At 67.2% G+C, this 24,872-nt stretch carries 23 protein-coding genes; 9 read left to right on the forward strand and 14 right to left on the reverse strand.

The genetic code is table 11. The annotated features are described in order from the left end of the window. Positions 1–2: 2 nt before the first annotated feature. Complete coding sequence (locus AC1DIP_RS19435) at positions 3–764, reverse strand: IclR family transcriptional regulator (RefSeq protein WP_477734753.1); 762 nt, start codon at positions 762–764, stop codon at positions 3–5. Positions 765–863: 99 nt separating this feature from the next. Here AC1DIP_RS19435 and mmuM point away from each other — a divergent pair, with 99 nt between their 5' ends. Both mmuM and AC1DIP_RS19445 read left to right on the forward strand, forming a co-directional pair. Then, positions 864–1,820 carry a homocysteine S-methyltransferase gene (mmuM, locus tag AC1DIP_RS19440; RefSeq protein WP_477734754.1) on the forward strand — a complete coding sequence of 319 codons (957 nt, stop codon included), beginning with the start codon at positions 864–866 and terminating at the stop codon, positions 1,818–1,820. A 56-nt stretch (positions 1,821–1,876) separates the two neighbouring features. Then, positions 1,877–2,227 (forward strand): DUF3846 domain-containing protein, encoded by a 351-nt coding sequence (locus AC1DIP_RS19445; RefSeq protein ID WP_476209871.1) that lies wholly within the window; start codon positions 1,877–1,879, stop codon positions 2,225–2,227. On the opposite strand, the gene AC1DIP_RS19450 is transcribed toward AC1DIP_RS19445, so the two are convergent. Next, positions 2,224–2,778: a dihydrofolate reductase family protein gene (locus AC1DIP_RS19450; RefSeq protein WP_477734755.1), complete on the reverse strand. Its 555-nt coding sequence runs from the start codon at positions 2,776–2,778 to the stop codon at positions 2,224–2,226. The two genes, AC1DIP_RS19445 and AC1DIP_RS19450, sit on opposite strands and share 4 nt — an antisense overlap. 221 nt (positions 2,779–2,999) lie before the next feature. Here AC1DIP_RS19450 and AC1DIP_RS19455 point away from each other — a divergent pair, with 221 nt between their 5' ends. Then, positions 3,000–3,374, forward strand: coding sequence for a hypothetical protein (locus tag AC1DIP_RS19455; RefSeq protein ID WP_477734756.1), 375 nt, complete (start codon positions 3,000–3,002; stop codon positions 3,372–3,374). An 18-nt stretch (positions 3,375–3,392) separates the two neighbouring features. On the opposite strand, the gene AC1DIP_RS19460 is transcribed toward AC1DIP_RS19455, so the two are convergent. Continuing rightward, positions 3,393–5,561, reverse strand: a complete 2,169-nt coding sequence (locus tag AC1DIP_RS19460) for a putative bifunctional diguanylate cyclase/phosphodiesterase (RefSeq protein WP_477734757.1) — start codon at positions 5,559–5,561, stop codon at positions 3,393–3,395. A 156-nt stretch (positions 5,562–5,717) separates the two neighbouring features. After that, positions 5,718–5,987, reverse strand: coding sequence for a GlsB/YeaQ/YmgE family stress response membrane protein (locus tag AC1DIP_RS19465; protein ID WP_477734758.1), 270 nt, complete (start codon positions 5,985–5,987; stop codon positions 5,718–5,720). Positions 5,988–6,187: 200 nt separating this feature from the next. Between AC1DIP_RS19465 and AC1DIP_RS19470 the strand changes: the two genes are divergently transcribed. Next, positions 6,188–7,051 carry an HAD hydrolase family protein gene (locus AC1DIP_RS19470; RefSeq protein ID WP_477734759.1) on the forward strand — a complete coding sequence of 288 codons (864 nt, stop codon included), beginning with the start codon at positions 6,188–6,190 and terminating at the stop codon, positions 7,049–7,051. Positions 7,052–7,070: 19 nt separating this feature from the next. Here AC1DIP_RS19470 and AC1DIP_RS19475 read toward each other — a convergent pair whose 3' ends face one another. Together AC1DIP_RS19475 and AC1DIP_RS19480 are read right to left on the reverse strand one after the other, a co-directional pair. After that, positions 7,071–8,438, reverse strand: coding sequence for a UDP-glucose dehydrogenase family protein (locus tag AC1DIP_RS19475; RefSeq protein ID WP_477734760.1), 1,368 nt, complete (start codon positions 8,436–8,438; stop codon positions 7,071–7,073). Then, entirely contained in the window at positions 8,435–9,592 is a 1,158-nt protein-coding gene (locus AC1DIP_RS19480; protein ID WP_477734761.1) for a glycosyltransferase family 4 protein, read from the reverse strand. Before AC1DIP_RS19480 ends, AC1DIP_RS19475 begins: the two co-directional genes overlap by 4 nt. A gap of 260 nt (positions 9,593–9,852) precedes the next feature. Between AC1DIP_RS19480 and AC1DIP_RS19485 the strand changes: the two genes are divergently transcribed. After that, positions 9,853–10,695 carry a PRC and DUF2382 domain-containing protein gene (locus tag AC1DIP_RS19485; protein ID WP_477734762.1) on the forward strand — a complete coding sequence of 281 codons (843 nt, stop codon included), beginning with the start codon at positions 9,853–9,855 and terminating at the stop codon, positions 10,693–10,695. A gap of 441 nt (positions 10,696–11,136) precedes the next feature. Beyond that, positions 11,137–12,453 (forward strand): cell division protein PerM, encoded by a 1,317-nt coding sequence (locus AC1DIP_RS19490; RefSeq protein ID WP_477734763.1) that lies wholly within the window; start codon positions 11,137–11,139, stop codon positions 12,451–12,453. A 13-nt stretch (positions 12,454–12,466) separates the two neighbouring features. Here the strand turns inward: AC1DIP_RS19490 and AC1DIP_RS19495 are convergent, their stop codons facing one another. Continuing rightward, positions 12,467–12,898, reverse strand: a complete 432-nt coding sequence (locus tag AC1DIP_RS19495; RefSeq protein ID WP_477734764.1) for a hypothetical protein — start codon at positions 12,896–12,898, stop codon at positions 12,467–12,469. A 39-nt stretch (positions 12,899–12,937) separates the two neighbouring features. Between AC1DIP_RS19495 and purN the strand changes: the two genes are divergently transcribed. Beyond that, entirely contained in the window at positions 12,938–13,519 is a 582-nt protein-coding gene (gene purN / locus AC1DIP_RS19500; RefSeq protein WP_477734765.1) for a phosphoribosylglycinamide formyltransferase, read from the forward strand. A gap of 6 nt (positions 13,520–13,525) precedes the next feature. Here the strand turns inward: purN and AC1DIP_RS19505 are convergent, their stop codons facing one another. Continuing rightward, positions 13,526–14,878, reverse strand: a complete 1,353-nt coding sequence (locus AC1DIP_RS19505) for an MFS transporter (protein ID WP_476209891.1) — start codon at positions 14,876–14,878, stop codon at positions 13,526–13,528. A 140-nt stretch (positions 14,879–15,018) separates the two neighbouring features. Here AC1DIP_RS19505 and purH point away from each other — a divergent pair, with 140 nt between their 5' ends. Next, positions 15,019–16,704 carry a bifunctional phosphoribosylaminoimidazolecarboxamide formyltransferase/IMP cyclohydrolase gene (gene purH / locus AC1DIP_RS19510; protein WP_477734766.1) on the forward strand — a complete coding sequence of 562 codons (1,686 nt, stop codon included), beginning with the start codon at positions 15,019–15,021 and terminating at the stop codon, positions 16,702–16,704. A gap of 120 nt (positions 16,705–16,824) precedes the next feature. Here purH and AC1DIP_RS19515 read toward each other — a convergent pair whose 3' ends face one another. Together AC1DIP_RS19515 and AC1DIP_RS19520 are read right to left on the reverse strand one after the other, a co-directional pair. Beyond that, complete coding sequence (locus tag AC1DIP_RS19515; RefSeq protein WP_477734767.1) at positions 16,825–16,998, reverse strand: hypothetical protein; 174 nt, start codon at positions 16,996–16,998, stop codon at positions 16,825–16,827. Next, a complete protein-coding gene (locus AC1DIP_RS19520; protein ID WP_477734768.1) occupies positions 16,982–17,950 on the reverse strand; it encodes a trypsin-like serine peptidase in 969 nt (322 codons plus the stop codon). The genes AC1DIP_RS19515 and AC1DIP_RS19520 overlap by 17 nt, the downstream gene beginning before the upstream one ends. A 328-nt stretch (positions 17,951–18,278) precedes the next feature. On the opposite strand from AC1DIP_RS19520, the gene AC1DIP_RS19525 reads away from it, so the two are divergent. Further along, complete coding sequence (locus AC1DIP_RS19525) at positions 18,279–20,498, forward strand: NADP-dependent isocitrate dehydrogenase (protein ID WP_477734769.1); 2,220 nt, start codon at positions 18,279–18,281, stop codon at positions 20,496–20,498. On the opposite strand, the gene AC1DIP_RS19530 is transcribed toward AC1DIP_RS19525, so the two are convergent. The 4 genes from AC1DIP_RS19530 to AC1DIP_RS19545 form a co-directional block, all read right to left on the reverse strand. Beyond that, positions 20,394–20,969, reverse strand: coding sequence for a hypothetical protein (locus AC1DIP_RS19530; RefSeq protein ID WP_477734770.1), 576 nt, complete (start codon positions 20,967–20,969; stop codon positions 20,394–20,396). The genes AC1DIP_RS19525 and AC1DIP_RS19530 overlap by 105 nt on opposite strands. After that, complete coding sequence (locus AC1DIP_RS19535; RefSeq protein ID WP_477734771.1) at positions 20,966–22,174, reverse strand: serine/threonine-protein kinase; 1,209 nt, start codon at positions 22,172–22,174, stop codon at positions 20,966–20,968. The genes AC1DIP_RS19530 and AC1DIP_RS19535 overlap by 4 nt, the downstream gene beginning before the upstream one ends. A 285-nt stretch (positions 22,175–22,459) precedes the next feature. After that, positions 22,460–23,638, reverse strand: coding sequence for a hypothetical protein (locus AC1DIP_RS19540; protein ID WP_477734772.1), 1,179 nt, complete (start codon positions 23,636–23,638; stop codon positions 22,460–22,462). A 90-nt stretch (positions 23,639–23,728) separates the two neighbouring features. After that, entirely contained in the window at positions 23,729–24,691 is a 963-nt protein-coding gene (locus AC1DIP_RS19545) for a hypothetical protein (protein ID WP_477734773.1), read from the reverse strand. Positions 24,692–24,872 lie beyond the last annotated feature (181 nt).

The following is a 24,872-nucleotide window of genomic DNA, read 5'->3' on the forward strand; positions in this document are numbered from 1 at the left end:
GCTCAGCTCCGGTAGCCGAGCCTAGCTTCGAGCCAGGATCCCTGGGCCACCAGGGCGGCTGCGCACGGTTCCCGCCGCGGCTCCAGCCGGTCCTTGATGCCGACGATCTGCAGGGCCGCCACCACGTCACCCTTGAAGTCGCGGACCGGCACGGCCAGGGAGTAAAGCCCGGGTTCTGCCTCTTCATCCACGATCGAGTAGCCGCGGACGCGCGCGGCCTCCCGCCGCGCCAGGAACTCATCCACGTTTGCAGGCGTGTTGGGCCCGTGGCGCGTGAAAACGACCTGTGAAAACACGCTCCGGACCTCCTCTTCCGGCGCCTCCCACAGGACCGCCTGGCCGGCGTCACTGCAGTAGGCGGGATAAGGGCGGCCAAGCCATGAACCCACCAGGTTGCTGCCGGCCGGGACACTCTCGCCGATGGTCACCGTGCTGTCACCGCGCAGCACACCCAGGAAGCACGCCTCGTTGGTTCCGGCGGCCAGGGCGTCCAGGGCGGTGGCGCCGTCGGCCTGGAGCCGGCGTTCGGTCAGCAGCTGCGCGTCGGTGAAGACCGACCAGTCCAGGACGTAGGTGCGGGCCGCAGTGCGGGCCAGGAAGCCTTCCTTCCCGCCGGTCCGCAGGCTGCGGGATACCTGGCTCCGGTCCCGGTCCAGATCGGCGGCGACCTCGGCGGCCGTGCCCCCGGGAAACCCCCGTGCATGGCGTTCCCCAACAGCTAGCAGGGCCTGCACTCCACGGCCCATGCTGGAGGTCTTCGACATAAAAGTGAGTCTAGCGATCCGAACGGGCCCTCAGATGCGGGCAGTTGCTGGCGGCGGTAACACTCAGTAAAAGCATGAGTTCATGCCTATAGTGAGCTCATGCCTCCCACTTTTTCCCTTTCCGCCGCATTGGAGTCCGGTCGTACTTTGATTGCCGACGGTGCGCTCGCCACCGAACTGGAAGCGCGCGGCTGCAATCTGGATGACCCCCTGTGGTCGGCCAAGGTCCTGCTGGAGCAGCCGGCACTCATCCGGGACGTGCACCGCGACTACTTCGAGGCCGGTGCGAACATCGCCACCACCGCCAGCTACCAGGCAACGCCCCGGGGGTTTGCGGCGCGTGGAATGGCTGAGGAGGAAGCTCTTGAACTGGTGGAACTTTCTGTCGGGCTGGCGGATGAAGCCCGGCGGGAGCACCTGATGGAGCATCCGGGCGCCGGGCCGCTGCTGGTGGGGGGCTCTGTGGGCCCCTACGGCGCCTATCTCGCGGACGGCTCGGAATACCGGGGGGACTACAACCTCACTCCGGGGGAGTTCGAGGAGTTCCATGCGCCCCGGGTAGCGGCACTGGTCAAGGCCGGCGTGGACTTCCTCGCATTCGAGACGCTGCCTTCCTTCGCCGAGGCGGAGGCCTTGCTGGCACTCAGCCGGGAACACGGCGTCGACACCTGGTTCTCCTTTTCCCTGCGCGACGGCGGCCACATCAGCGACGGCACGCCCCTGGCCGCTGTGGCACAGCTTGTGGACGGGCAGCCGCACGTTGCCGCGGTAGGAGTGAACTGCGTGCCGCTTGACCTGGTTGGCCCGGCACTCACCGCCCTGGGCCGGCATACGGACAAGCCCCTGGTGGTCTACCCGAATTCGGGAGAGACCTACGATGCCGCAACCAAGACCTGGGGCCAGGCAAGCGAAGGCCGGGGCGGTGCGGCCGGGGGAGGGGCCTCCGGAAGCCTTGCGGCCCGCGCCGGTGAATGGCAGCAGGCAGGCGCACGAATCCTGGGCGGCTGCTGCCGGACCACGCCCCGGGACATCACCGAATTGGCCGCGCGGGCGTAGCTTCTCCGGGAACACCGCCAGCTCCACAGGTGTTAAACCCAGTGGAGACACGAACGATGGACACCAGAACTTACACAGCACTCGTCGTACCGGCCGGCAATGCCGAGCCGATGCGCCTGGAGAAGGTGGGCCCGGACCTGAAGGCCCTTGAATCCCTGGTGGGCGGCCCGCTGGAATCGGTGATCCGCGGTGACTGGCACGTCTACCTCAATGCTGAAAGCGGCACCATGGTCCTCCCGGCAAACTTCCGCGCCGGGCAGCTGATGCACGAATGCGGCCTGGACCTTGACGGGATCCGTGGCACCGCAGTCTTCCTGGGCCGCGGCGAACACGCGTCCGAGGCGGACATCCCTGACCATCTGGCCCGGCTCGCGGAGGAGTTGTTCGGCGCGCCGCTGGCCGCTTAATCGCCGGCTCGCACCCCATAGGTGCTCAGCACGTTGCCCTTGCTCGTCGTGGACTGGTCCTGCAGCACCAGGCGGGTCAGGGGGTCGCCGTCCTCGAACAGCCGCCGCCCGCTGCCGGCAACCACCGGGTGGGTCATCAGCTGCAGCGAGTCCAGCAGTCCGGCGAACAGCAGCTGCCGCACCACCGAGATGCTCCCGCACACGGCGATTTCGCCGCCGTCACGCTCCTTCAAGCCCGCCACGAAATCCTCAAGCGGTGCATCCATCAAAAGCGAGTTTTCCCATTCCAAGGGCCCCGCCAGCGTGCGCGATGCGACGAACTTTTCCACGGGGTTGATGAACGCCGCGAAGTCCTGGTCCTGCGGGGCGGTAGGCCAGTACCCGGCCCACTCCTGGTAGCTGACCCGGCCCAGGACCACTGTGTCCACGGCGTTGATCATCCTGGCCAGGCCCTCGCCGAGCTCCGCGTCGAAGCTGTCGAACTGGAACTTGAACGGTTCGGACACCACACCGTCCACGGAGTGGAACAAGCCGGCGGTGACTTTGCGCATGGGAGCCTCCAAATAATGAGCGGACAGGCATTACGGTATTCGGCCTGACGCGTTCCGGGAAGGGGAAGGACCACCCTTCCGGCCCCGCAAATCGTACGACGGCGGGCGGCCGCGTTAGCTTCATCACTCGCCGTGTCGTCTTGCGCAGTTTCCTGCCTGCCGGGGCCCATACTGGTCATTGAACGGCTTTTGCCGTCCCCCGGCCAGGCAGGAGGAAGTGCATGGAAACCCTGAAAAAAATCGTGACCAACCAGTATTTCCCTGCCGGCGCCGTGCTGACGGCCGTCCTGCTGTTCTGGGTGGTTGGCATGCTGGGCGGGCTGTCGCTGCTGAACAACAACCAGCCGCCGCTGACCACGCTGACGTGGGTGCTGTTCGTCTACGCCGCAGCCGTGCTGACCCCGCTCGCCGGGCTGCTCGCCGCCGTCGACCTGGTGCGCCGCTGGCGCCGCAACCGTGCTGCCGCGTCAGCCGCCACCGCCGGGCCGGCCGTCGCGTCCGCCGCTTCCGGCGAGGCACCGCACTCCGCCCAGCCCCAGGACTCCCATGCCGCGCCCGCAAAGCCGCAGCGCTCCGGCCGCCAGGAAGCAGCCTAGGACGACGGGCAGCCCCGGCTACCTGCCCTTCAGGGCATGGAGGGCCTCTTCTGCGTGGTTCAACGCCTGGCCCAGCCGCTCACCGGGCTCCGGCAGCGAGAACAGATACCCCTGCAGCGAATCGCACTCCAGCGCCGTCAGGTAATCCGCTTGCGCGGCCGTCTCGATTCCTTCCGCCGTAACTGTAAGGCCCAGGCTGTGCGCCATGTTGATCATGGAACTGAGGATCGGCAGCCGCTCGTTCCCGGTCCGCACCATGGATACGAAGGTCTTGTCGATCTTGACGGTGTCCACGGGCAGGTCCTGCAGCCGGCCCAGCGACGAATAGCCGGTGCCGAAATCGTCCAGCGCCACCCGGGCACCGGCGTCCCGCAGCGCGCCGAGCTGTTGGATCAGGCTGCAGTCGGCGTCGAAAAACACGCTTTCGGTAACTTCCACCACCAGTTGGTAGGGTGCAACGCCGCTGGCTTCGGCCAGCTTCAGGACGCCCTCGGCAAAGTCCGGTTCCTGCAGCTGCACGCCGGAGACATTCACGGCCAGGGACCGTGACGGATCCTCGCTGAGCCAGCGTGCCAGCTGCACCATGCCGGTGGCCATCACTTCGGCCCCGATCTCACCAATCAGCCCGGTGCGCTCGGCGAGCGGGATGAAGATCGACGGCGGTACCCGCTCGCCGCCCCGGTCCCACCTGGCCAGCGCCTCCAGCTGGACCACCTGACCCATGCGGTGGGAGACGATCGGCTGGAAGTCGACGGTAATCTCGCCGCGCGGGACGGCCAGCTGCAGGCCGCTTTCCATGTGCGTCCGCTGGACCAGCGCCTGCATCATGTCCGGGTGGAACCGCAGGAACCGGTTCTTTCCGGCCGCCTTGGCCGCATACATCGCAATGTCGGCGTGCCGCAGGAGCTCGGAAGGTCCCATGCTGTCCTGGCCCAGGGAGGCCACCCCCAGGCTCAGGCTGGGACGGAGGACGGTGCCGCTGATGGTCACCGGGACATGCAGGCAGCGCACAATGCACGCCGCGATGGCGTCAGCGTCGGGGCAGGCCGTCAGGAGCACCACGAACTCGTCCCCGCCCAGCCGGGCCACGACGTCGGCCGTCGGGACGCAGCCACGGAGCCGGCGCGCAACCTCGACGAGCATGTCGTCACCCGCCTGGTGGCCGAGGATGTCGTTGACTTCCTTGAAGTCGTCCAGGTCCAGGAGCAGGACATCCACCGTCTTCAGCCGGGGTTCCTGCAGTGATTCGGCCAAGGCATCGTTGAACACCGCACGGTTCGCGAGCCCGGTCAGCGGGTCCTGGAAGGCCATGGCACGGAGCTTCTCCGCCTGGACCGCGAGGTCCATCATGGCCCGGTGGGCCTGCTCCTGTGCCTTCCGCCGCGGCGTCACATCGCGGAAGCTCCACACCCGGCCCACGATTTTCTCGCCGACCCGTTGCGGGCGCGAGTACCGCTCGAAGGTCCGGCCGTCGCGCAGTTCCACAACGTCATGGCTTTCGGCTGACGGGTCCTCCTGGACTTGGCCCAGCCGCGCGGCAAAGGGCACGGGATCCGCAATCTGTGCCATGACCAGCCGAAGCGCGGGCTCCTCGCTGTCGGCCTCCATCATCTCGGCAGGGATGCCCCACATTGTGAGGAACTGGTCGTTGAACCCGGCCACGCTGCCGTCGGTCCCAATCACCAGGATGCCGTCCGCCGTTGATTCAAGGGTGGCCGTCAGCAGCGACATCGCCTCGCGGAGGTTGGCATCGGCTGCCTTGCGGTGTGCCGTCCCGCGGATGGAGAGCAGCAGCCGGGCCATCGGCGGCACGCTCCCGCCCGGGTTGGCGCCGGGACCGTGCGGTTCCGGGTGGGGGAGGGGCGCGGCGGCAAGTTCAACGGGGATCTCGGTCCCGTCCCGTCCCAGCGCAGTGATTTCCTGCGGTGGCGGAAGCTCGTCCGGCAGGGTCAGCAGCCGGTGCAGCAGAAGGGCCACTTCGTCGTGGAAGCCCTGTCCGATAAGCATCCGGTAGTGCAGGCCGGAGAAGGCTTCCTGCTGCAGTCCGAACATCCTGGCGGCCGCGGCGTTGGCCGCCAGTACGGCACCGTCCGCAGCAAGGGCCAGAAGTGCGTCCGGACTTGCATCCATGACCGCACCAAAAGTTTGTAATGCCACATTGTTGTCACGGCCAAGAAAACCGGTCATCACACCACCCCTTCGCCATCATAAAGGCAGGAGGGGGGAAATGGGTGGGTGCCGGCGGGTTCATATTGAGTCCGCACCAGCGTGTGGCGGGACGTAAAAGGCGCCGTCCTCCTTGCGGAGTCCGGCGCCTCTTACTGATGGTTTATGTGGAAGCGGCTACGCCCGGCGGCCGCTGCGGTTGGTGACGGCGCCGTAGATCAGCAGCACGACGATCGAGCCGAGGATAGCCAGCAGCCAGGTCCTGAGGTCGAAGAACTCCGCCAGGCCGCCGCCGAAGATCAACGATCCGATCCAGCCGCCCAGGATGGCTCCGACAACGCCGAGGACCATGGTGACCACCCAGCCCCCGCCCTGGCGGCCCGGCAGGATGGCCTTTGCAATGGCTCCAGCAATCAGGCCCAAAATGAGAAATCCGATAATGCCCATGTTGCCACTCCTTGTCAGTCAGTTGTGCCGGGCCCCCATTTCCGGTTCCCTCATTCAATCAGCAGGCTTACTAATCTGCAAGACCTCCAATATCACAGGATGACTATCAGTTTGGCCCCTGACGTGGGAGAACCCCGTGCCGTCGAGAAACCGCTGCCGATAGGATCTGGGTGTCCCTGCTTTTTGTTGAAGGAGCTCGCATGTCCAGCCAGACCCAGCGGCCGCGGGCCATATTCCTTGACATCGACGGCACCTACGCCGACCATGGGCTGGCTCCCGAGGCGCATGTCGACGCCGTCCGGACCGCCCGCAAGCTGGGCCACCGGGTGTTCGTCTGCACCGGGCGTCCCCTCTCCATGGTCCCCGGGCACATCCTGGACGCGGGCTTCGACGGCACCATTACCGGGGCGGGTGCCCGGGTAGAGGTGGGTGGTGAAGTCCTTCGGGACGCGCGTTTTGAACCTGGGCTCGCAGCGCGCCTCGTTGAAACGCTCGACGCCCACGGTGCCGCCTACATCCTGGAAGCGCCGGAGGCGCTGCACGGCCGTACAGGCGTGGGCCGCCGGCTCCGGGAGGTCCTGGGGCCTATCTTTGCCGGCCGTCCCCAGCATGACGGCATCCTCAGTACGGATGTCGATCCGCTGGAGGACATCCTGGGACCGATGCAGTACTCCGACGATCTCCGCGCCACCTCCTACGCCAAAATCTCCTGCTTTGACTCACCGGTGCCGCTGACCCGCCTGATGGCGGACTTCGGGCCAGGGGTGGGGTTGATCCCCAGTTCACTGTCGGCGTTGGGGGACCGTGCCGGGGAGATCTTCATGGCCGGCACCCACAAAGCGGTGGGCATCCAGGTAGTGGAGGCCCGGCTCGGCCTGGACCGGGCGGACATCGTGGCCATCGGCGACAGCGCCAACGACATCGAAATGCTTGAGTACGCGGCCGTGGGCATCGGGGTGGAAGGTGGCCATCCCGCAGTGCTTGCCGTGGCGGACCGGATCACCGCCCCGCCGGCGGGCAACGGCGTGGCGCTGGCATTCGCGGAGCTCGGGCTGCTGGGTTAGCCCTCCGCGGAGCCGGCCCTCAACGCACTGCGGCCGCCGCCAAGGCGCTGGCGGATGTTCCGAGCCCGCGGACCACCCAGCCCTGTTCCTGCCAGGCCGCCGCATCCAGCACGTTGCGTGCGTCCAGGACCACCCGGCGTCGTACCTGCTGCCCGGCCGCAGCGGGACACAGCTGCCGGTACTCATCCCACTCGGTGAGGAGCAGCACCAGCTCGGCATCCTGGAGCGCCCGCGCAGCGGACGCCTCGAACCGAAGCCGCGGATAGCGGCGCCAGGCAAGGTTCACTGCTTTGGGATCCGTGACGGTGACGTGGGCCCCGGCAGCGGCCAGCCGGTCCGCAACATCCAGGGCGGGGGAGTCGCGGATATCGTCGGTGTCGGGCTTGAAGGATGCGCCCAGCACGGTGATGGAACGCCCGGCGAGGGTTCCGCCGCACAACTCTGCAGCAAGTCCCACCGTGCGCTCCCGCTGGCCGAGGTTCACCGTATCCACCAGCCGCATCCAGTCCTCCACCGCAGGGACGCCCAGGGTTGCGGCCTGGGTGCGGAAGCTGCGGATGTCCTTCGGCAGGCAGCCGCCGCCGAAACCGAGCCCGGCGTGCAGGTACCGGCCGCCGATCCGCGGGTCCAGCCCCATTGCCTCGCTGAGCTCCGTAACGTCGGCGCCCGCGGCATCGCACAGTTCGGCCACGGCGTTAATGAAGCTCACCTTCGTGGCCAGGTACGCGTTCGCGGCGGACTTGATGAGTTCAGCCGTGGCGAAGTTGCAGACCAGCCGGGGAATGCCGGCAGCAAGGAGTGGTTCGTACACGGCGTCCAGGGCCGCAGTCACTCCTGTCGGTGCCCCGGTGCAGGGGTCGAAAGCGGCGGGGCGGCCGCCGTCAACGCCGTAGACCAGCCGGTCCGGGACCAGTGAGTCTTTGACGGCAGTGCCCTGCCGCAGGAATTCGGGGTTCCAGCCGAGCAGCACGTCCGGCCGCTGTGCGAGGATCTCCCGGAGCATGTCCACAGTGCCGACGGGCACCGTGGATTTACCGACGACGACGGCGCCTGCGGCCAGGTGCGGCAGCAGCCCTTCCACGGCGGAGACCAGGAAGGTCAGGTCGGCGGCGTCGGACTTCTTGTCCTGGGGCGTCCCCACGCACAGGAAGTGCACCTGGGCAGTGCGCGCCTCGGCCGGATCCGTGGAGAAGCGCAGCCGTCCGGTCGCGCGGCCGTGCGCCAGGAGTTCGTCAAGCCCCGGTTCGTGGAACGGTGCGGCTCCCTGCGCCAGCTGGGCCGCCTTGCCGGGATCCACGTCGATGCCCACAACGCTGTGGCCCATGGACGCGAGGGTTGCCGCGTGGACGGCGCCGAGGTACCCGCAGCCGATCACGGATATTTTCATGATGTTGCTCCTGCCTTTGAGGCCTTCCGCGGGGGTGCGGGGACTGCCGCGATGACGTCCGAATAGTGCCGTACCAGTTCCGTGCAAAGCGCCGGCCATGTCCTGTCCTGGACCGAGGCGTGGGCCGCGGCCGCGAAGGCGCGGCGTTTGGCGTCGTCGCCCATCAGGTCCTGCACCCGGGCGCGCATGGCGGACAGGTCACCCGGTTCGTAGAGCCAGCCGGTGCGTGAATTCTCCACCAGGTCCAAGGGGCCGCCCCGGCCCGTCGCCACCACCGGTACACCCGACGCCATGGCCTCCTGGATGGTCTGGCAGAAGGTTTCGAACTCGCCGGGATGGACGAACAAGTCGAAGGATGCCACCGTCCGCGCCAGGTCTTCACCGCCCAGGAAACCGGTGAATACCGCCTGGGGGAGGGCCGCCTCCAGGGCTGCCCGTTGCGGGCCGTCGCCCACCACCACCAGCTTGGTGTTGGGAATGCCGGCGAGGGCCGCAAGGTCTTCCACCTGCTTTTCGACGGCCAGCCTGCCCACGTAGCCGATGATGCGTTCCCCGTCCGGGGCAACCGAAGCCCGCCACCCGTCGTCGCGCTTTTCCGGCGAAAACCGGGCGGTGTCCACGCCGCGGCGCCACATCCGCACCCGCGGGATGCCCCGGCCGCGCAACTGGTTCAGCGCGAACGTGGAGGGCACCAGGGTGCGTGAGGCCAGCAGGTGGATATTCTCCACCCTGTTCCAGGCCCAGTTCTCCAGGAAGGGAACGCCGTACCGGGCGGCGTAGCTGGGAACTTCGGTCTGGTAGATCGCCACCGTGGGGATGCCGAGCTGGTGCGCCGCCTGCGCTGCGCGCCAGCCAAGGACGAACGGCGAGGCGAGATGCACCACGTCCGGCGCGTACTCGGCAAGGATTCGCTTGACCCGGTACACACCTCCCAGTGCCACCCGTACATTCGTGTAGCCGGCCAGCGGAACTGCCGGGAGCCGTTGGACCTTCGCTCCCTTGACCTGGCCCGGCTCGGCTCCCTCCTGCGCTGACGGGGCGATGACCAGGACGTCGTCGCCGCGCTCCTGGAGGTGGTCCAGGACCCGAAGGATTGAATGGGTGACGCCGTTCATCAACGGCAGGAATGATTCGGCGACGATTGCGATCCTCACCCCTTCACCGTGCGCGCCGTCCTTGAAATGGCGGGGGAAAAAGCGTTACCCGGAGGAGAAGGCCGGGTGAACAGCTGCCCCGGCCGTCCAAGAAAATTACTAAGTAGGCTTGGCATTTGATGCTAAGCATGCTTACGGTAGTAGGGCAGTCAGCGCAGAGCCTCAAGCAGCCGGGGCGGAAGCCGGATGACGGGAGAAAGCCCCGGTCCGGAACATCCACTGCTGGCAGACCCAGTGCAACGACCATCCAAGGAGACGTCATGCTCAACAGGGAAAACCTTGAAAACCTGCTCACCAAGGGCGGCCACGTGGTCGGTTCCGACGGCACGAAGATCGGTTCAATCGGACAGCTGTACGCAGACGACGATACGGGTGAACCCACCTGGGTCACCGTAAAGACCGGCCTCTTCGGCACGTCTGAATCCTTCGTGCCGGTTGAGGGTGCCCACAACCAGGGCGAGGACCTGGTGGTGCCCTTCACCAAGGAGCACGTCAAGGACGCCCCCCGCGTGGATGCCGACGGCCACCTCACCCCCGAGGAAGAGGACCGGCTGTACACGTACTACGACCGCGGCGCACGGACCTACACCGAGGCCACCAGTGACACCTCCGGCGACGTCGACCTTCAGGGCGATGCGGACCTGAACGCCGGCACCCCAACCGCCGGAATTACTCCCGACCGGGACACCCACACGCACGGGACCGTGGGCCACGATACGTCCGGCCCCACCACGGACGACGCCATGACCCGGTCCGAAGAACAGTTGCACGTGGGCAAGGAGCGCGAGACCGCGGGCCGGGCCCGCCTGCGCAAGTACGTCACCACCGAGAATGTCACCAAGACGATCCCGGTGGAACGCGAAGAGGTCCGCGTAGAGCGCGAGCCCATCACGGACGCCAACCGCGGCTCCGCCATGGACGGTCCGGGTATCAGCGAGGAAGAGCACGAGGTGGTCCTGCATGAGGAACGCCCCGTGGTGGAGAAGGAGACCGTTCCCGTCGAGCGGGTCCGGCTGGACAAAGTGACAGTCCGCGACGACGTCACCGTCAACGAGGAAGTCCGCAAGGAAAACATCGAAACGGACGGCGACACGCGTCGCTGACCGGACCGGGGAACTCTGTTCCCGCTAAGTCCGCAGGGCCGGCTGGCTGGAGCAGCGGGCCCGACACGGTGAACGGCGCCGGGAGCCTGGTTGGAGGCTCCCGGCGCCGCACAGTTTAAAAACGCTGGTGCAGCCGCGCTGAAGGCGGAAGCTGCACCAGCCAGTAGGACGAATATCTTCAGAACTTACGGTTCATCTCTCATTCGCGGCTCCTGTTTTCCCGGTTGACGGTATCCGGGTGGGAGGCTGGTCCGGTTCACGCCCACGGCCAGCAGAAAACGCAGGATGCCCCGGCGGGGGCGCAGGTGTTGGTTTCTACCAATTTTACGGCGGGGCAGGGCAAAAAGCGCCGGACCGCCGGGCATGTGGATCTTGATCAGTGCCGCCGGCGAGCCTGTCGTTCGCGGACACGGCACACCCGGCGTGACACCATGGAACACGATGAAACTGCGCGCTGATCAGACCGGAGACCGTGGCCTTCCCATGCCGTTGTGGCTGCAGGGTGCCCTCGAAGCGGCGCAGGCGGCCATCATCTCAGCGCTGGTGGTCGTGGCGCCCATCGTGGCAGTCTGGGCCACCGCAGGGTTCCAGAACGGGCAGTTCGAAGTCCTCGCACGCCTGGCAGGGCAGTCCTGGCTCCTGGTCCACGGGGTGCCGCTGGAGCTTGCCGGCGCCGGACCGGGGACCGCCACCCACGGCGGGTCCGGCACGCTGAGCCTGATTCCCTTGGGCCTGACCCTGATCCCATTCCTCCTGGCGTGGCGGGCCGGCCGAAGGCTCGCGCGGGCCTCCTATACGGACCAGTTGTGGCAGGCCCTGCTGGGCTCGTGGGCAGTCTATGCAGCGTTCGGCGCAGCCACCGGGTTCGTCTGCCGCAGCAGCGACGTCGTCATCAATCTTTGGTACGCCATGCTGGTTCCCCTGGTCCCTTTCGGCCTCGGCATGGTGGTCGGGGCGCGAAGGGAAGCGGGCTCCTGGAGCCGGCTTATCGGCGTCGACGCGGTGGACTGGATCTCCCGCACCAGCCAGCATTCCCGCTGGGCCGGCTCCTACTTCGCCTCCGCGGCGAAGGCAGGCTTTGTCGCCGTCGCAGCCGCCCTCACCCTGGCCGCTGCGCTGCTGGCAGTCGACCTGTTCATCCACTGGAACCTCGTGGTGTCCGTGTATGAAGCGCTCGACGCCGGCCCGGTGGGAGGTGCCGCCCTCACCATCGCGCAGCTGGGCTTCCTGCCCAACCTTGTGGTCTTCGCGCTCGCATGGACGTCAGGAGCCGGTTTTGCCCTCGGCGCCGGATCCCAGGCAGGGGCGCTGGGCACGGCCATGGGGCCGCTGCCATCAATACCTGTCCTGGCCGCCATCCCGTCAGGATCCCTGGACTACGCCGCCGTCGCCCTGATCGTCCCCGTGCTGGCGGGAGTCATGGCGGGATGGTGGTTCCTACGGGAGGGGGAAAACCACTTTGACGAGTGGCTCGCCATCAAGGTCCACGCCCGCTGGTTCACCGCCACCGTCTCCACCCTGGTCCTCGGTGTGCTCGCGGGGCTGGCAGCCGGCCTCCTGGTTATGGGCCTGGCCTGGATTGCGCGGGGGTCAGCAGGACTGGGACGCCTGACCGCGATTGGTCCTGACCCGCTGTGGACGGCCCTGTCGGTGGCTGCGGAGGTGGGCGCCGGCGTCGTCATTGGCTACGCGGCAGGACCCTGGCTGGAACGGGAGAAAACCGGCGCGGCCGACCGCGAAGGGGAACTGGTCCAATAGGACCACTCCGGGGCTAGGGAACCCTGGCGGGCAGGACGTCCTGGAACTGCACCATGCACGCCTGGGTGGCCCGGTCCGTGAGCGCCCGGCCCAGGCAGGCCTGGTACTCGCGCACCTGGTCAAACAGGACCAATGTGGTGACGATCAGCAGCACCATCACGGCTGCCACCACCAGCCCGGAAATGGTGCCCAGGAGGACCAGCTTGGATTCCTTCAACCGGATGGACCGGACCAGCAGGACTATGCCCAGGACCAAGCTCGCGGCGGTGAGCAGGATGGTCAGCCACAGGTAGCCCACGTCCAGCTGGTACACGAAGAACGCGCCGAGGACCGTGACCACGAACGTCCTGAACAGGGTGTGGGTCTTGGCGAGCGAGGCTTTCGCGGCCTCGCTGAGCGGGCGCCTGGCCTGCTGCCGCCCGCTCCGGCCCGGTTCGCTGTTCATGTTTTCCAGCGTACGCGAGCCTGCACCTAAGCTGGACCAATGCGTATCGTCGTCCTCGTTTCCGGCACCGGTTCCAACCTCCAGGCAGTTATCGACGCCGTCAAGGCGGGGGAGCTCGACGTGGAAATCGCGGCGGTGGGCGCCGACCGCGAAGGAACCCACGGCGTCGAACGCTCCGCTGCCGCCGGCATCCCCACCTTTGTGGTGGACTTCAAGGCCTACCCGGACCGTGCCGACTGGAACGCCGCGCTGGCCAGGGCCGTCGCCGCCTACGCGCCGGACGTCGTGGTGTCCTCCGGGTTCATGCGGATTGTCAGCCCGGATTTCATCGACACATTCAATGGCAGGTACCTCAACACACACCCGGCGCTGCTCCCCGCTTTTCCGGGCGCCCACGGCGTGCGCGACGCCATGGCCTACGGCGTCAAGGTCACCGGTTGCACCGTGCACTGGGCAGACGCCGGCGTGGACACCGGCCCCATCATTGCCCAGGAAGCCGTGGCTATCGAGGACTCGGACACCGAGGAAACCCTGCACGAACGCATCAAGGTGGTGGAACGGCGGCTCCTGGTTTCCACCCTGGCCGCCCTCGCCGCGGACCCGGATTATTCCGCCGCCTAGCGCGGGTTACTGCAGGCGGGCCTGGCGTGTTTCGGGGGAGAAGAACGCCATCCACAGCACGGAGGCCAGCACCAGGGCGCCGGCCAGGGCGAAGGAAGTGGCCAGCCCAAGTTCCGGCCAGAAGTAGTTGGCGAAGACCAGCGGGCCAAACCCCGCACCCAGCCGGGAAAATGTGGATGCCCAACCGAACCCGGTGCCCCGCAACTCGGTGGGGTAGAGCTCTGACACGTAGGCGTAGAGCACCGGAATGGCTACCTGCACCACGAACCCGAACACCAGCAGCCAGAACACCGCGGCCGTGGGAATGTCCACCACGAATGCCACGATCACCAACGTCAGCGCGGACAGCGGACCGGTGATGGCGAGGATCCATTTGCGCCCCACCCGCTCCACCAGGAGGGCGGCCACCACCACGCCCAGGAAGCCGACGGCGGCCATGGACGCCGTGGTGAGGAACGCCTTGTATTCGGCGAAGCCGGCACCGATGAGGATCCGGGGCATCCACGTCAGGGACAGGTAGTACACCAGCAGGATGCTGAAGAACAGGGACCAGGCGGCGGCTGTGATCTTCCAGTTGAACTGCCATACCGAACGCAGCTGGGTCCAGGCGCTGCCGGCGGAAAGCCGCGGGACGTCCCGGGCATCGGGAAGGCTGTATGCCCGCGGTTCCGCGCCGGTGGCTTCCACCAGGCCGTCAATGATCTTGGCCGCTTCTTCCCTTCGGCCCTTCCGGATCAGGAACAGCGGGGACTCCGGCACGCTCCGCCGGATCCAGAAGACCAGCAGGGCGGGCAGCACCATGACCAGCATGGTCAGTCGCCAGTCGCCGTATAGGGCCACCAGGCCGGCCGAGACGAACCCGGCCAGGGCTGCGCCCACCGGCCACCAGCCGTCCATGGCGGTGAGCACCTTGCCGCGCTGCTTCCGCGGGGTGAACTCGCCCACCAGTGCGTAATCCACCGGGATGCAGCCGCCCAGGCCGAACCCGGCCATGAACCGGAAGATGCAGAACCAGATGAAGTCGGGGGAGAAGGCGCCCAGCACGGTGAAGATGGAAAACAGGAGCAGCGTGGCGGTGAACGCCTTCTTCCGCCCCACGGTGTCCGCGATGGTGCCCCAGATGAACGCGCCCAGCGCCATGCCGATCAGGTTCGCAGTTCCTACCCAGGCCGCCTCCCCGGCGGACAGCGACCAGTGCTTGGACAGCAGCGGGATCAGGATGCCGTTCAGGGTCACGTCCCAGGCGTCGAACATGAAGCCGAGACCCCCGATCAGGAAGATCCTGCCCTGGACTTTCCATCGCCAGGGCAGTTCCTGGACCACCTGTTCGCCGCTGGGCACAGTGGTGTAAGTGTTCATCGCCGCCTCCTGGTCAAAACTCTAGCCCGCGCCCACGGTGTTCACACTCCGGCCGACACCGGCCAACCGCGCCCTTCGCGATAAACTGGCCCTATCCCCACCAACCGCGGCTTGTTCCGCGAGATAAGACGGAGACATTTGTGAGCTTCACGCAGCATGAGCGCGTATCCATTGACCGTGTACCCATCCGCCGGGCCCTGATCTCGGTTTACGACAAAACCGGTCTGGAGGAGCTCGCCTCCGGCCTTCACGCAGCGGGCGTGAAGCTCGTCTCCACCGGCTCCACGGCCAAGAAGATCGCCGCCGCGGGCATTCCCGTGCAGGAGGTCGAGGAGGTCACCGGTTCGCCCGAGATGCTGGACGGCCGCGTCAAGACGCTGCACCCGCGCGTCCACGGCGGCATCCTGGCGGACCGCCGCGTCCCGGCCCACATGGAAACCCTCGCCAGCATGGACATCGAAGCCTTCGACCTGGTGGTGGTGAACCTCTACCCGTTCGTGGAAACGGTCAAGTCCGGTGCCGCGCAGGACGACGTCGTGGAGCAGATCGACATCGGAGGCCCCGCCATGGTGCGGTCGGCCGCAAAGAACCACGCCGCCGTCGCCATCGTGGTGGACCCGTCCTTCTACGGGCAGGTGGTGGAGGCCGCCGCGGAAGGCGGCTTCGACCTGAAAACCCGCCGCCGCCTCGCCGCGAAGGCCTTCGCCCACACCGCCGCCTACGACAATGCGGTGGCCACCTGGACCGCAAGCCAGTTCCTTGACGAGGACGGTGACGGCGTCATCGACTGGCCCGCCTACGCCGGCCTGTCCCTGGAACGCTCCGAGGTCCTCCGCTACGGGGAGAACCCGCACCAGCAGGCTGCCCTGTACGTGGACAAGGCTGCGCCGGTCGGCATCGCCCAGTCGGACCAGCTGCACGGCAAGGCCATGAGCTACAACAACTTCGTTGACGCCGACGCCGCCCTGCGCGCCGCGTACGACTTCGCCGAGCCCGCCGTCGCCGTCATCAAGCACGCCAACCCGTGCGGCGTGGCCGTGGGATCCGCCGGTGCCGCGGACCCCATCGCCGATGCCCACGCCAAGGCCCACGCCTGCGATCCGGTCTCCGCGTTCGGTGGCGTGATCGCCGCGAACCGCACGGTGACCGCCGGCATGGCCAACACCGTCAAGGACATCTTCACCGAGGTGGTCATCGCTCCGGGCTTCGAGCCGGAGGCGGTGGAGATCCTTTCCAAGAAGAAGAACATCCGCCTGCTGGCCCTGCCCGAGGGCTACGGCCGCTACCCCACGGAGTTCCGCCAGGTCTCGGGCGGCATGCTGGTGCAGGTCAGCGACAAGGTGGACGCCGACGGCGACAACCCCGCCAACTGGACCCTCGCCGCCGGTGAAGCCGCGGACGAAAAGACCCTCGCGGACCTTGCCTTCGCCTGGACCGCATGCCGGGCCGCGAAGTCCAATGCCATCCTCCTCGCAGAGAACGGCGCCGCTGTGGGCATCGGCATGGGCCAGGTCAACCGGCTTGATTCCTGCCGCCTCGCCGTGGAGCGGGCCAACACGCTGGGCGTCTCGGTGGAGTCCGACGTCGACGGTGCCGGCGGTGCCTCCAACGCGGACGCGAGCGGCGCACCTGAGCGTGCCCGCGGTGCCGTTGCTGCTTCGGACGCGTTCTTCCCGTTCGCCGACGGCCTCCAGATCCTGATCGACGCCGGTGTCCGCGCCGTGGTGCAGCCGGGCGGTTCTGTCCGGGATGAGGAAGTCATTGCCGCAGCGAACGCTGCCGGCATCACGATGTACTTCACGGGAGCCCGCCACTTCTTCCACTGATCCCCACCGCCGCCCTGAACCCGCTGCGCCCGGCAGGGAAACCGGGCGGCGTGGGCCCGGATTAACGAGACGGCGCCCGCCCCCTGGATAGGGGGCGGGCGCCGTCGTTGTTGTTTCGGCTTAGTCCTGGTCGGTAGGACGTTCGGGCTCCGGAAGCTGAATCTCCCGGGGCTTCGCTGCCGCCATCCGCTCCTCGGTCCAGTACTCGAGAATTTCCTCGGGCGACTGGGTCAGGTCCGCGTGGCTGACGGCGGGATCCTGGTCCGGATCAGATGCCTTAGGACTTGGCTGCACTGGTGTAGGTGGCCTTGATGACGTCGCCCCAATACGGGCCGTACATCACTGCGGAGCCGTTGTAGCCGTAGCTGTTGATGGAGTTCTGCAGGCCATCGGAACCCTTGCCGATGAACCACGGACCGCCGGATGAACCGCCGGTCATGTCGCACGGAATGCCCTGGGTGTTGAACTGGGGGTTGTTGGAATCATTGGACGCTGTCCCGGTGCAGCTCTTGAGGGTCTCACCGTTGAAGGGCGCCGCTGCCGGGTAGCCGTACGACGTGTAGGTCAGGCCCCGGGCCTGGTTGAAGGCAGTGCCGGAGCCGCCGACGACGTCGGTCAGCTTCCGCCCCTTGGTATCAGGGTTCATCACGGCGAAGCCCGTGTCATAGGTCATGTCGCCGGTGGAAGCCCACTGGGTGGGGGCATAAAGGGCCTTGGCGGTCCACTTGCCGTAGGGGGCCGCCCCGTTGTCATAGGCGGGGACGAAGACGAAGTTGGTGGCGTACGCGCCCGGGCCCTCGTTCACGCAGTGCCCGGCCGTTGCCACAGCGCTGCGGTTGGTCGAGGTGACGGCGTTGCCGGAGCAGACATAGTTCGTTCCGCCGAGCGTGAAGAAGACCTTGCCGATGTGGGAGACGGGGTTCTCACTCTTGGCAATCGTGGGTTTGCCCTTGGTGCCCTTGGTGGAGGACGGCTTGCCTTTCTCCACCAAGGCAGGGTTCGAGCGGTTTCCGCGTTCCAGGGCCTTGCCGGCCAGCGTGTCACCAGGAACGGCTGCCTGCATCCGCTCGGGAGTCCAGTAATCGGCTGCAGCGCCGGCATCGAGCGTGACGCTGGCCACCGACGGAGATTCGTTTCCGTCCGACGAAGCCGGCGCGGCGGAGGCGCCACCGGCAGCAGTGAGTGCGAGCACGGCGGCCGCCGAAAGAGTCAGGAGGCCGGAAGCCAGAGACCTGGTGCGTGTCATTGTTGTCCTGTCTGAAAGGGGGGTGGGCCCTGGGGCGGGAGTGACTTAGCGAACTTATCGTCACCCGGCAAGTTTGTACACAGTAGTGAGATATCAAATAGCGTCCCGGACCCTTTCCCCTCCCCATCCGCACCGTACGCAGGCCGTAGGCACCGGCACCCAGGCCGCGTGCCGGCGTCGTCCGTTCTCCATCGCTGTAATCCTGCTCACCGCCGGGGTAACGCTGGGCCCCCGGTACGGTTCAAAGCCGGGTCCTCGGGTAAGTTGTACATGGTGAAATAGACCGAATTTTTCACAACCAAGCCGACCCACAGGGAGACGCCCGCGCATGTCCAAGATTATCTACACCCACACCGACGAAGCGCCGATGCTGGCTACCTATTCGTTCCTGCCCATCATCGAGGCGTTCGCTTCGACAGCAGGTGTGGAGGTGGAGACCCGCGACATTTCGCTCGCCGGCCGCATCATCGCCGTCTTCGGTGACTACCTGACCCCCGAGCAGCAGATCGGTGACGCCCTTGCTGAACTCGGTGAGCTGGCGAAGACGCCGGAAGCCAACATCATCAAGCTGCCCAACATCAGCGCCTCCATCCCGCAGCTGAAGGCCGCCATTGCAGAGCTGCAGGGCAAGGGCTACGCGCTGCCGGACTACCCGGACAACCCGTCCTCGGACGAGGAGACCGCCATCCGCTCGCGCTACGACAAGATCAAGGGCTCCGCCGTGAACCCGGTCCTGCGCGAAGGCAACTCGGACCGCCGCGCTCCGCTGTCCGTCAAGAACTACGCCCGCCAGAACCCGCACTCCATGGGCGCGTGGACCCCGGAGTCCAAGACCAACGTGGCCACCATGGCCCAGGACGACTTCCGTTCCAACGAGAAGTCCGTCGTCATCGAAAACGACGGCACCATCGCCATCCAGCTGGTCCGTGAAGACGGCTCGGTCAAGGTCCTGAAGAAAGCTTTCCCGGTCCTGGCCGGTGAGGTCATCGACGGAACCGTGATGCGCGCCGCCGCCCTGGACGAGTTCCTCAAGGCCCAGGTTGCCCGCGCCAAGGAAGAGGGCGTGCTGTTCTCCGCACACCTGAAGGCCACCATGATGAAGGTCTCGGACCCCATCATCTTCGGCCACGTGGTGAAGGCGTACTTCTCCGAGCTGTTCGAAACCTACGGCAAGCAGCTTTCCGCCGCCGGCATCAGCCCCAACAACGGCCTCGCAGCCATCCTGAGCAGCCTCGAGGACCTGCCGGCCGATGTCCGCGAAGGCGTCCAGAACCTGATCAAGAAGGGCCTGGAAGACGGCCCTGCACTGGCAATGGTGGACTCCGACAAGGGCATCACCAGCCTGAACGTGCCCTCCGACATCATCGTGGACGCCTCCATGCCCGCCATGATCCGCACCTCCGGCCACATGTGGGGCCCGGACGGCAAGGAAGCCGACACCCTGGCAGTCCTGCCGGACAGCTCCTACGCCGGTATCTACCAGGTGGTCATCGACGACTGCCGCGCCAACGGCGCCTACGACCCCACCACCATGGGCACGGTCCCCAATGTGGGCCTCATGGCACAGGCAGCCGAGGAGTACGGCAGCCACGACAAGACGTTCGAAATCCAGGAAGCCGGCACCGTCCAGGTTGTGGACGGCTCCGGAAACGTCCTGCTGGAGCACGAGGTTTCCGTCGGTGACATCTGGCGCGCCTGCCAGACCAAGGATGCCCCCATCCGCGACTGGGTCAAGCTGGCCGTCACCCGTGCCCGCGCCTCCCAGACCCCGGCCGTGTTCTGGCTCGACGAGGAGCGCGCCCATGACGCCAACCTCATCACCAAGGTCAACGAGTACCTGAAGGACCACGACACCGAGGGCCTGGACCTGCAGATCATGTCGCCGGTCAAGGCCACCGCCTTCACCCTCGAGCGCATCCGCAAGGGCGAGGACACCATCTCCGTCACAGGCAACGTGCTCCGCGACTACCTCACGGACCTGTTCCCCATCCTGGAACTGGGCACCAGCGCCAAGATGCTCTCGGTTGTCCCGCTGATGAACGGCGGCGGACTCTTCGAGACCGGCGCCGGCGGATCCGCCCCCAAGCACGTCCAGCAGCTGCTGAAGGAAAACCACCTCCGCTGGGACAGCCTGGGTGAGTTCCTGGCCCTGGCCGTGAGCTTCGAGCACCTGGCAACCACCACCGGCAACGCCCGGGCCCAGGTCCTGGCCGACACGCTGGACCGCGCCACCGGCACGTTCCTGCTGGAGAACAAGTCCCCGAGCCGCCGCGCCGGCGAGCTGGACAACCGTGGCAGCCACTACTTCCTGGCCCGTTACTGGGCAGAGGAACTGGCCAAGCAGACGGACGACGCCGAGCTGGCCGCCGCGTTCAGCCCGGTCGCCAACGAGCTGTCCACCCAGGAGGAAACGATCGTGGGCGAGCTGGCCGGGGTCCAGGGCTCACCGGTGGACATCGGAGGCTACTACCGCCCGGAGGATGCCAAGGCGTCCGCCGTCATGCGTCCCTCCACCACGCTGAACAAGGTCATCGCCAGCCTGGCCTAGTACCCGCCGCTCCGGCACAAAGAAGCGGTGCGGCGCCGGCGCCGGCGCGGGAGCTGGCTGCGATGCGGGGCCAGGAGCGGGTGAAGGAGCCTGTGCTGCCTGGCTGGCGGCGATCCGGGCGTCTTCGGCAGCCTTCGCGGCCGCTGCCTGCGCGCTGATCGCTTCGTTGAGGTCTGCCCGGACGGCACTGGCCACGGTGGTGATGCTGCGGCGCCTCTCCTCGGAGACCTGGCCCTTGGCCTGCGCAGCCGAAAGGTCCGCTTCCAGGCCCTCGAGCGCTTTCAGCGCGGCTGCGGGATCATTTTGGGACGAAGCTTGCGTTACTTCAAGTACCCGTGCCTGGAGCTGGGTTGCAGCTTCGCGCTGGAGCCCGGTCCCTGGAGCGGCGCAGGCACTGAGCAGGGCCGCCGCCAGCGCAGCGGCGGCGCAGGCCAGCAGCAGCGGGCCTGGCGAGGCCTGCCTCAGGATCACGGCGCCACGCTCTTTTGGAGTTCCTGCAGATGGTCACCCAGGACGCCGGTCACGGTCGGATAAGGGACGACGTCGGCCGGGCGGGCGGAGATGCTCATCAGCACCGCAGCGGCGGCTGCGGCGACCACCAGGACACCCACCACCACGGCCAGCCAGATGCGCCGGCTCCGGGTGAGGCGCGGCTTCGCAGCGGACTTGCCGCCCTCTGTTTCAGGGGCAGGATCAGTAGTCGTGGATGCCGCCGCGGCTTCCCGCACGTCATCCACCGATTCCTCCGCGGTGATGGAGGGAGGGTGGAAGGGCATGGCCGGCAGTACGCGGGTCGTTTCCGGTGTCAGCTCTCCCGGCGTCGACGCGGGGGAGACCAGCGCCTGGCGCAGCGCCGTTTCAATGTCAGCGGCCGCTGGCCGTTCCAGCGGCTCGATGGCGGTCATGGAACGGATCAGGTCGGCCCACTCGGTGGGGACGTCGTCGGGAATTTCCGGGGCCCGGTGGAGCCGGGCAACCGCCGACTCCACGGCACTGCCGGGGTATTCCACGGCGCCTTTGATGCATTCGAGCAGCACCAGTCCCAAAGAATAGATGTCCGTGGCCGACGACAGGGGTTTCCCCAGGGCCTGCTCCGGGCTGAGGTAGGCGGCGGTACCCACCATGGTGCCCGTGGCGGTAAGCCGGGTGGAATCCACAATCCTCGCGATGCCGAAATCCGTGAGCTTGGGCCGCAGCGGCTCACCCGGCCGGATCTGGACCAGGAGGATGTTGCCCGGTTTGATGTCGCGGTGGATGATGCCCAGGCCGTGCACGTAGGCCAGGGCATCGGCGATGCCGGCGCCGATGACGGACAGCTCCTCCAACGGAACCGTGCTGTGGCGGATTCGGCCGCGCAGGTCCTGGCCCTCCACCAGTTCCATGGTCAGGAACGGCCGGGGCTCATCCGGTATGCGGTCATCGATGCCTGCATCGAAAAGTGTCACCAGGCCGGGGTGATTGAGCGTTGCCAGGAGCTGGATCTCGGCTTCCTGCCGCTTGAGCTCGTCCGCGTCCGGTGCCTGCGGGGCGAAGAGCTTCAAAGCCACATCGCGGCCCAGGTTTTCGTCCCGCGCGCAGTACACCGACGACATTCCGCCACGGCCTACGACCTCACCCAAACGGTAGCGACCGCCGACAACTTCATTCTTGATGGAGCTAGGCGATTCCGCCACCATGACCGTTCCTCCCGGTGCGCCGCGGCACTGTCGTACCTCAAATTATACGGGCGGTGGGGCAGAACCGGCGATTGACCTAGGCTTTCGCCTTCGGGCACGCCGACGGCCCGGCGGCGATTTCCAAACACCTTTACCGCCGGACCACCGGCTACAAGGACATGTGTGCTGATGACATGTTTCATGCAGGTAATGCGTTTCGGGGCTGCTGACCTCCTTCCGCCAGCCCGCGGCGTGCTGCCGTTTCAGGCGCACAGGTGCGGGCACGTACCGTTCTGTCGTCGGCCGCTACGAAACCTTGCGCCTGCGGAGCACCAGGATCCCGGCGGCCAGGAGCAGCAGGGCCAGGGGTACCAGCGATCCGTCCCAGCCCGTGTTGGCGAGGGCCGCGTGGGCCCCGTTAGCGGTGCCGGCCGCCTGCTTGCTGCCGGCAGTGGCAGCCTGTGGCGCCGTTACAGGAGAGATGGCCCCGCTGACTGCACTGGAACCAGCCGGTGCTGCCGTGAAGCCGTCGACGCCTGTGGTGCCGGACCCGCCGGTGGAGTCATCGCCTGAGGTGCCGTTGCCGGCGCCATTGTCCGCTGCGTTGTCCGAACCCGGGTTGTCCGTGCCGGGGTCAAGGGTTCCGGTGTCACCGGTGGTGCCGTCACCCGGGGCGGTGGTACCCGGATCGGAGGTCCCCGGAGTTCCCGTGGTGTTGTCACCGGTGAGCCCGATGCCCAGGTCAATGCTCAGATCGGCGACGGCGTCGACGGCGCCGCTGCCTGCGGTTCCGGTGCCGAGATCAACCCCAACGCCTGCGGCTGCATCGACCGCGGGTGCCATGTCGCCGACAGCGACGCCGCCAACAACAACGTCGACGGCTGCGTCCACGGTGCCGGCGGTTCCGGCGGCGTCGCCGCTGGTGATGCCGCCGAGGCCCAGATCTACGGCTGCGTCCACGGCGAGGTCTGCTGTGGTTCCCGTGCCGTCGGTAGCGGGGTCGGTGGTGTCGCCGAGCCCGAGGTTGACGTCCGCTGCGGCTGCCAGGTCGGTGGTGCCGGTGGTTGCGGGGTCGGTGGTTGTGACGTTGCCGAGCCCGAGGTTGACGTCCGCTGCGGCTGCCAGGTCGGTGGTGGCGGTGGTTGCGGGGTCGGTGCTTGTGACGTTGCCAAGCCCGAGGTCCACGTTGGCGTCGACGGCGAGGTCTGCCGTGGTTCCCGTGCCGTCGGTGGTGGGGTTGGTAACGCCGCCAAGCCCGAGGTTGGCGTCCACTGCGGCGGCGACACCTGTTGATCCCGCCGGCGTTGGGTCACCCAGCAGGCCCAACGACGTCGAGTCAGCGGGTGCCGCCGCCGAGATGAGGGCGGAGGCGGAGAGGTCCGTCCCGCTGGTGGTGTCCGCCGCGTTGGCGGTGGCGCAGCCGAAGGCCAGGAGGCCGCCGGCGAAGAGGGCGCTCAGCAGCCCCCTGCGAAGTGTGCAGTTCATGGTGTTTACTCCTGGAATAGTTGAGTGTCCGGGCGCTGGACAGCTGCCCGTAAAGCCGCGTGCTGCCCGTGCGAGGGCAGGGGGCCTCAACTAGTCAGGGGAAGAACCGGGGTCGAATGACACCGGCGAGGGAACGTGCCCGGGGGACCGGTCGGCGCGGACAGCGCCGGCCCCCTCAAAATCGAAGTAGATGGGGTTGAGCCACGCGGCGGCAGCTGACGTGCCGCCCGCTGATCCTCCGCTGCCTGTGCCGGATGCCGGGGCTGCGGGAGCCTGGGCAGGAACAGGCAACGGGTCAACGGCCAGCGGCTGCTCCGCTGCGGAGCCGGGGGTCTCGAACACCCCGGCCTGCGCGAATGCCGTGTTGGCCAGGATGCGTGCGGCCGAAGGTTCCATGGGCGCCCCACGAGGGGTGGCTGAGGCTATAGGTGGTGCCTCAACAGCCTGGGCAGACCCCGTGGCCGCGCCTATGGCATCCGGAGCCTCTTCCACGGCTCCAGGCTGCTCCTGCGCGGGAGCGGGGACCACTGTGCCGGGAAGGCCCACCTGCACGTCATCCAACGGCGGGACGGGCAACGGAGCAGCGCCGGTCAGAAGATCTGAAACCGGTTCGAGCACCGGCTCAAGGACCGGAAGAGCCTCGGCTGCAGGGGCTGCAAGTTCCTGGGCTACACCGGCAGCCACGGTGTCGGCCACCTCAACAAGGGGAGCAGAGACCCCGGAAACAGTTCCGGCTGGAACCACCTGGCCCACCACGGGAACCGCGGCAATGAGGTTGTCGGCCAGGCCGGAAGCCGGCGTTACGACAGGCTGCAGCAGCCCGGGCGCGGCAGCCGGCCCGCCCGCGGCGCCGGCAGGAACCGGTGAAACCGTTGAGGCAAGATCGTGGGTCAGGGAGGCCACCGAACTCGTGAGGCCGCCGGTCAGGGAGGAGGAATCAGTACCTGTGTCGGCGGTGGCAGCCGTTGAGGAAAGCGCCAGCCAGGTAATGGCTGCCGCTCCGGCAAGAAGTACGGGGCGCAGGGCAGCCCATGGCGAACTACTACGAGCCATGCGTACCACCCCCCAGTGAACGGCGCAATCGATGCTGCCTAAATGCTAAGACTGCTTATCGCCGGAAGTCCAGCATTCACTCAAGGGAATTTACAAATGCCGGCACCGGACGCAGAAACTGTCACTGCAAAGAAGCGGGAAGTCACGGTACTGGATCGTCGAGCAAAAGCTGCCCGGCGCC

This window comes from Pseudarthrobacter sp. 05T312, assembly GCF_056396685.1.

Coding starts and splice junctions, on each gene's coding strand:
- AC1DIP_RS19435 (WP_477734753.1), bottom strand. CDS start 764: ATGTCGAAGACCTCCAGCATGGGCCGTGGAGTGCAGGCCCTGCTAGCT.
- mmuM (WP_477734754.1), top strand. CDS start 864: ATGCCTCCCACTTTTTCCCTTTCCGCCGCATTGGAGTCCGGTCGTACT.
- AC1DIP_RS19445 (WP_476209871.1), top strand. CDS start 1,877: ATGGACACCAGAACTTACACAGCACTCGTCGTACCGGCCGGCAATGCC.
- AC1DIP_RS19450 (WP_477734755.1), bottom strand. CDS start 2,778: ATGCGCAAAGTCACCGCCGGCTTGTTCCACTCCGTGGACGGTGTGGTG.
- AC1DIP_RS19455 (WP_477734756.1), top strand. CDS start 3,000: ATGGAAACCCTGAAAAAAATCGTGACCAACCAGTATTTCCCTGCCGGC.
- AC1DIP_RS19460 (WP_477734757.1), bottom strand. CDS start 5,561: ATGACCGGTTTTCTTGGCCGTGACAACAATGTGGCATTACAAACTTTT.
- AC1DIP_RS19465 (WP_477734758.1), bottom strand. CDS start 5,987: ATGGGCATTATCGGATTTCTCATTTTGGGCCTGATTGCTGGAGCCATT.
- AC1DIP_RS19470 (WP_477734759.1), top strand. CDS start 6,188: ATGTCCAGCCAGACCCAGCGGCCGCGGGCCATATTCCTTGACATCGAC.
- AC1DIP_RS19475 (WP_477734760.1), bottom strand. CDS start 8,438: ATGAAAATATCCGTGATCGGCTGCGGGTACCTCGGCGCCGTCCACGCG.
- AC1DIP_RS19485 (WP_477734762.1), top strand. CDS start 9,853: ATGCTCAACAGGGAAAACCTTGAAAACCTGCTCACCAAGGGCGGCCAC.
- AC1DIP_RS19490 (WP_477734763.1), top strand. CDS start 11,137: ATGAAACTGCGCGCTGATCAGACCGGAGACCGTGGCCTTCCCATGCCG.
- AC1DIP_RS19495 (WP_477734764.1), bottom strand. CDS start 12,898: ATGAACAGCGAACCGGGCCGGAGCGGGCGGCAGCAGGCCAGGCGCCCG.
- purN (WP_477734765.1), top strand. CDS start 12,938: ATGCGTATCGTCGTCCTCGTTTCCGGCACCGGTTCCAACCTCCAGGCA.
- AC1DIP_RS19505 (WP_476209891.1), bottom strand. CDS start 14,878: ATGAACACTTACACCACTGTGCCCAGCGGCGAACAGGTGGTCCAGGAA.
- AC1DIP_RS19520 (WP_477734768.1), bottom strand. CDS start 17,950: ATGACACGCACCAGGTCTCTGGCTTCCGGCCTCCTGACTCTTTCGGCG.
- AC1DIP_RS19525 (WP_477734769.1), top strand. CDS start 18,279: ATGTCCAAGATTATCTACACCCACACCGACGAAGCGCCGATGCTGGCT.
- AC1DIP_RS19535 (WP_477734771.1), bottom strand. CDS start 22,174: ATGGTGGCGGAATCGCCTAGCTCCATCAAGAATGAAGTTGTCGGCGGT.
- AC1DIP_RS19540 (WP_477734772.1), bottom strand. CDS start 23,638: ATGAACTGCACACTTCGCAGGGGGCTGCTGAGCGCCCTCTTCGCCGGC.
- AC1DIP_RS19545 (WP_477734773.1), bottom strand. CDS start 24,691: ATGGCTCGTAGTAGTTCGCCATGGGCTGCCCTGCGCCCCGTACTTCTT.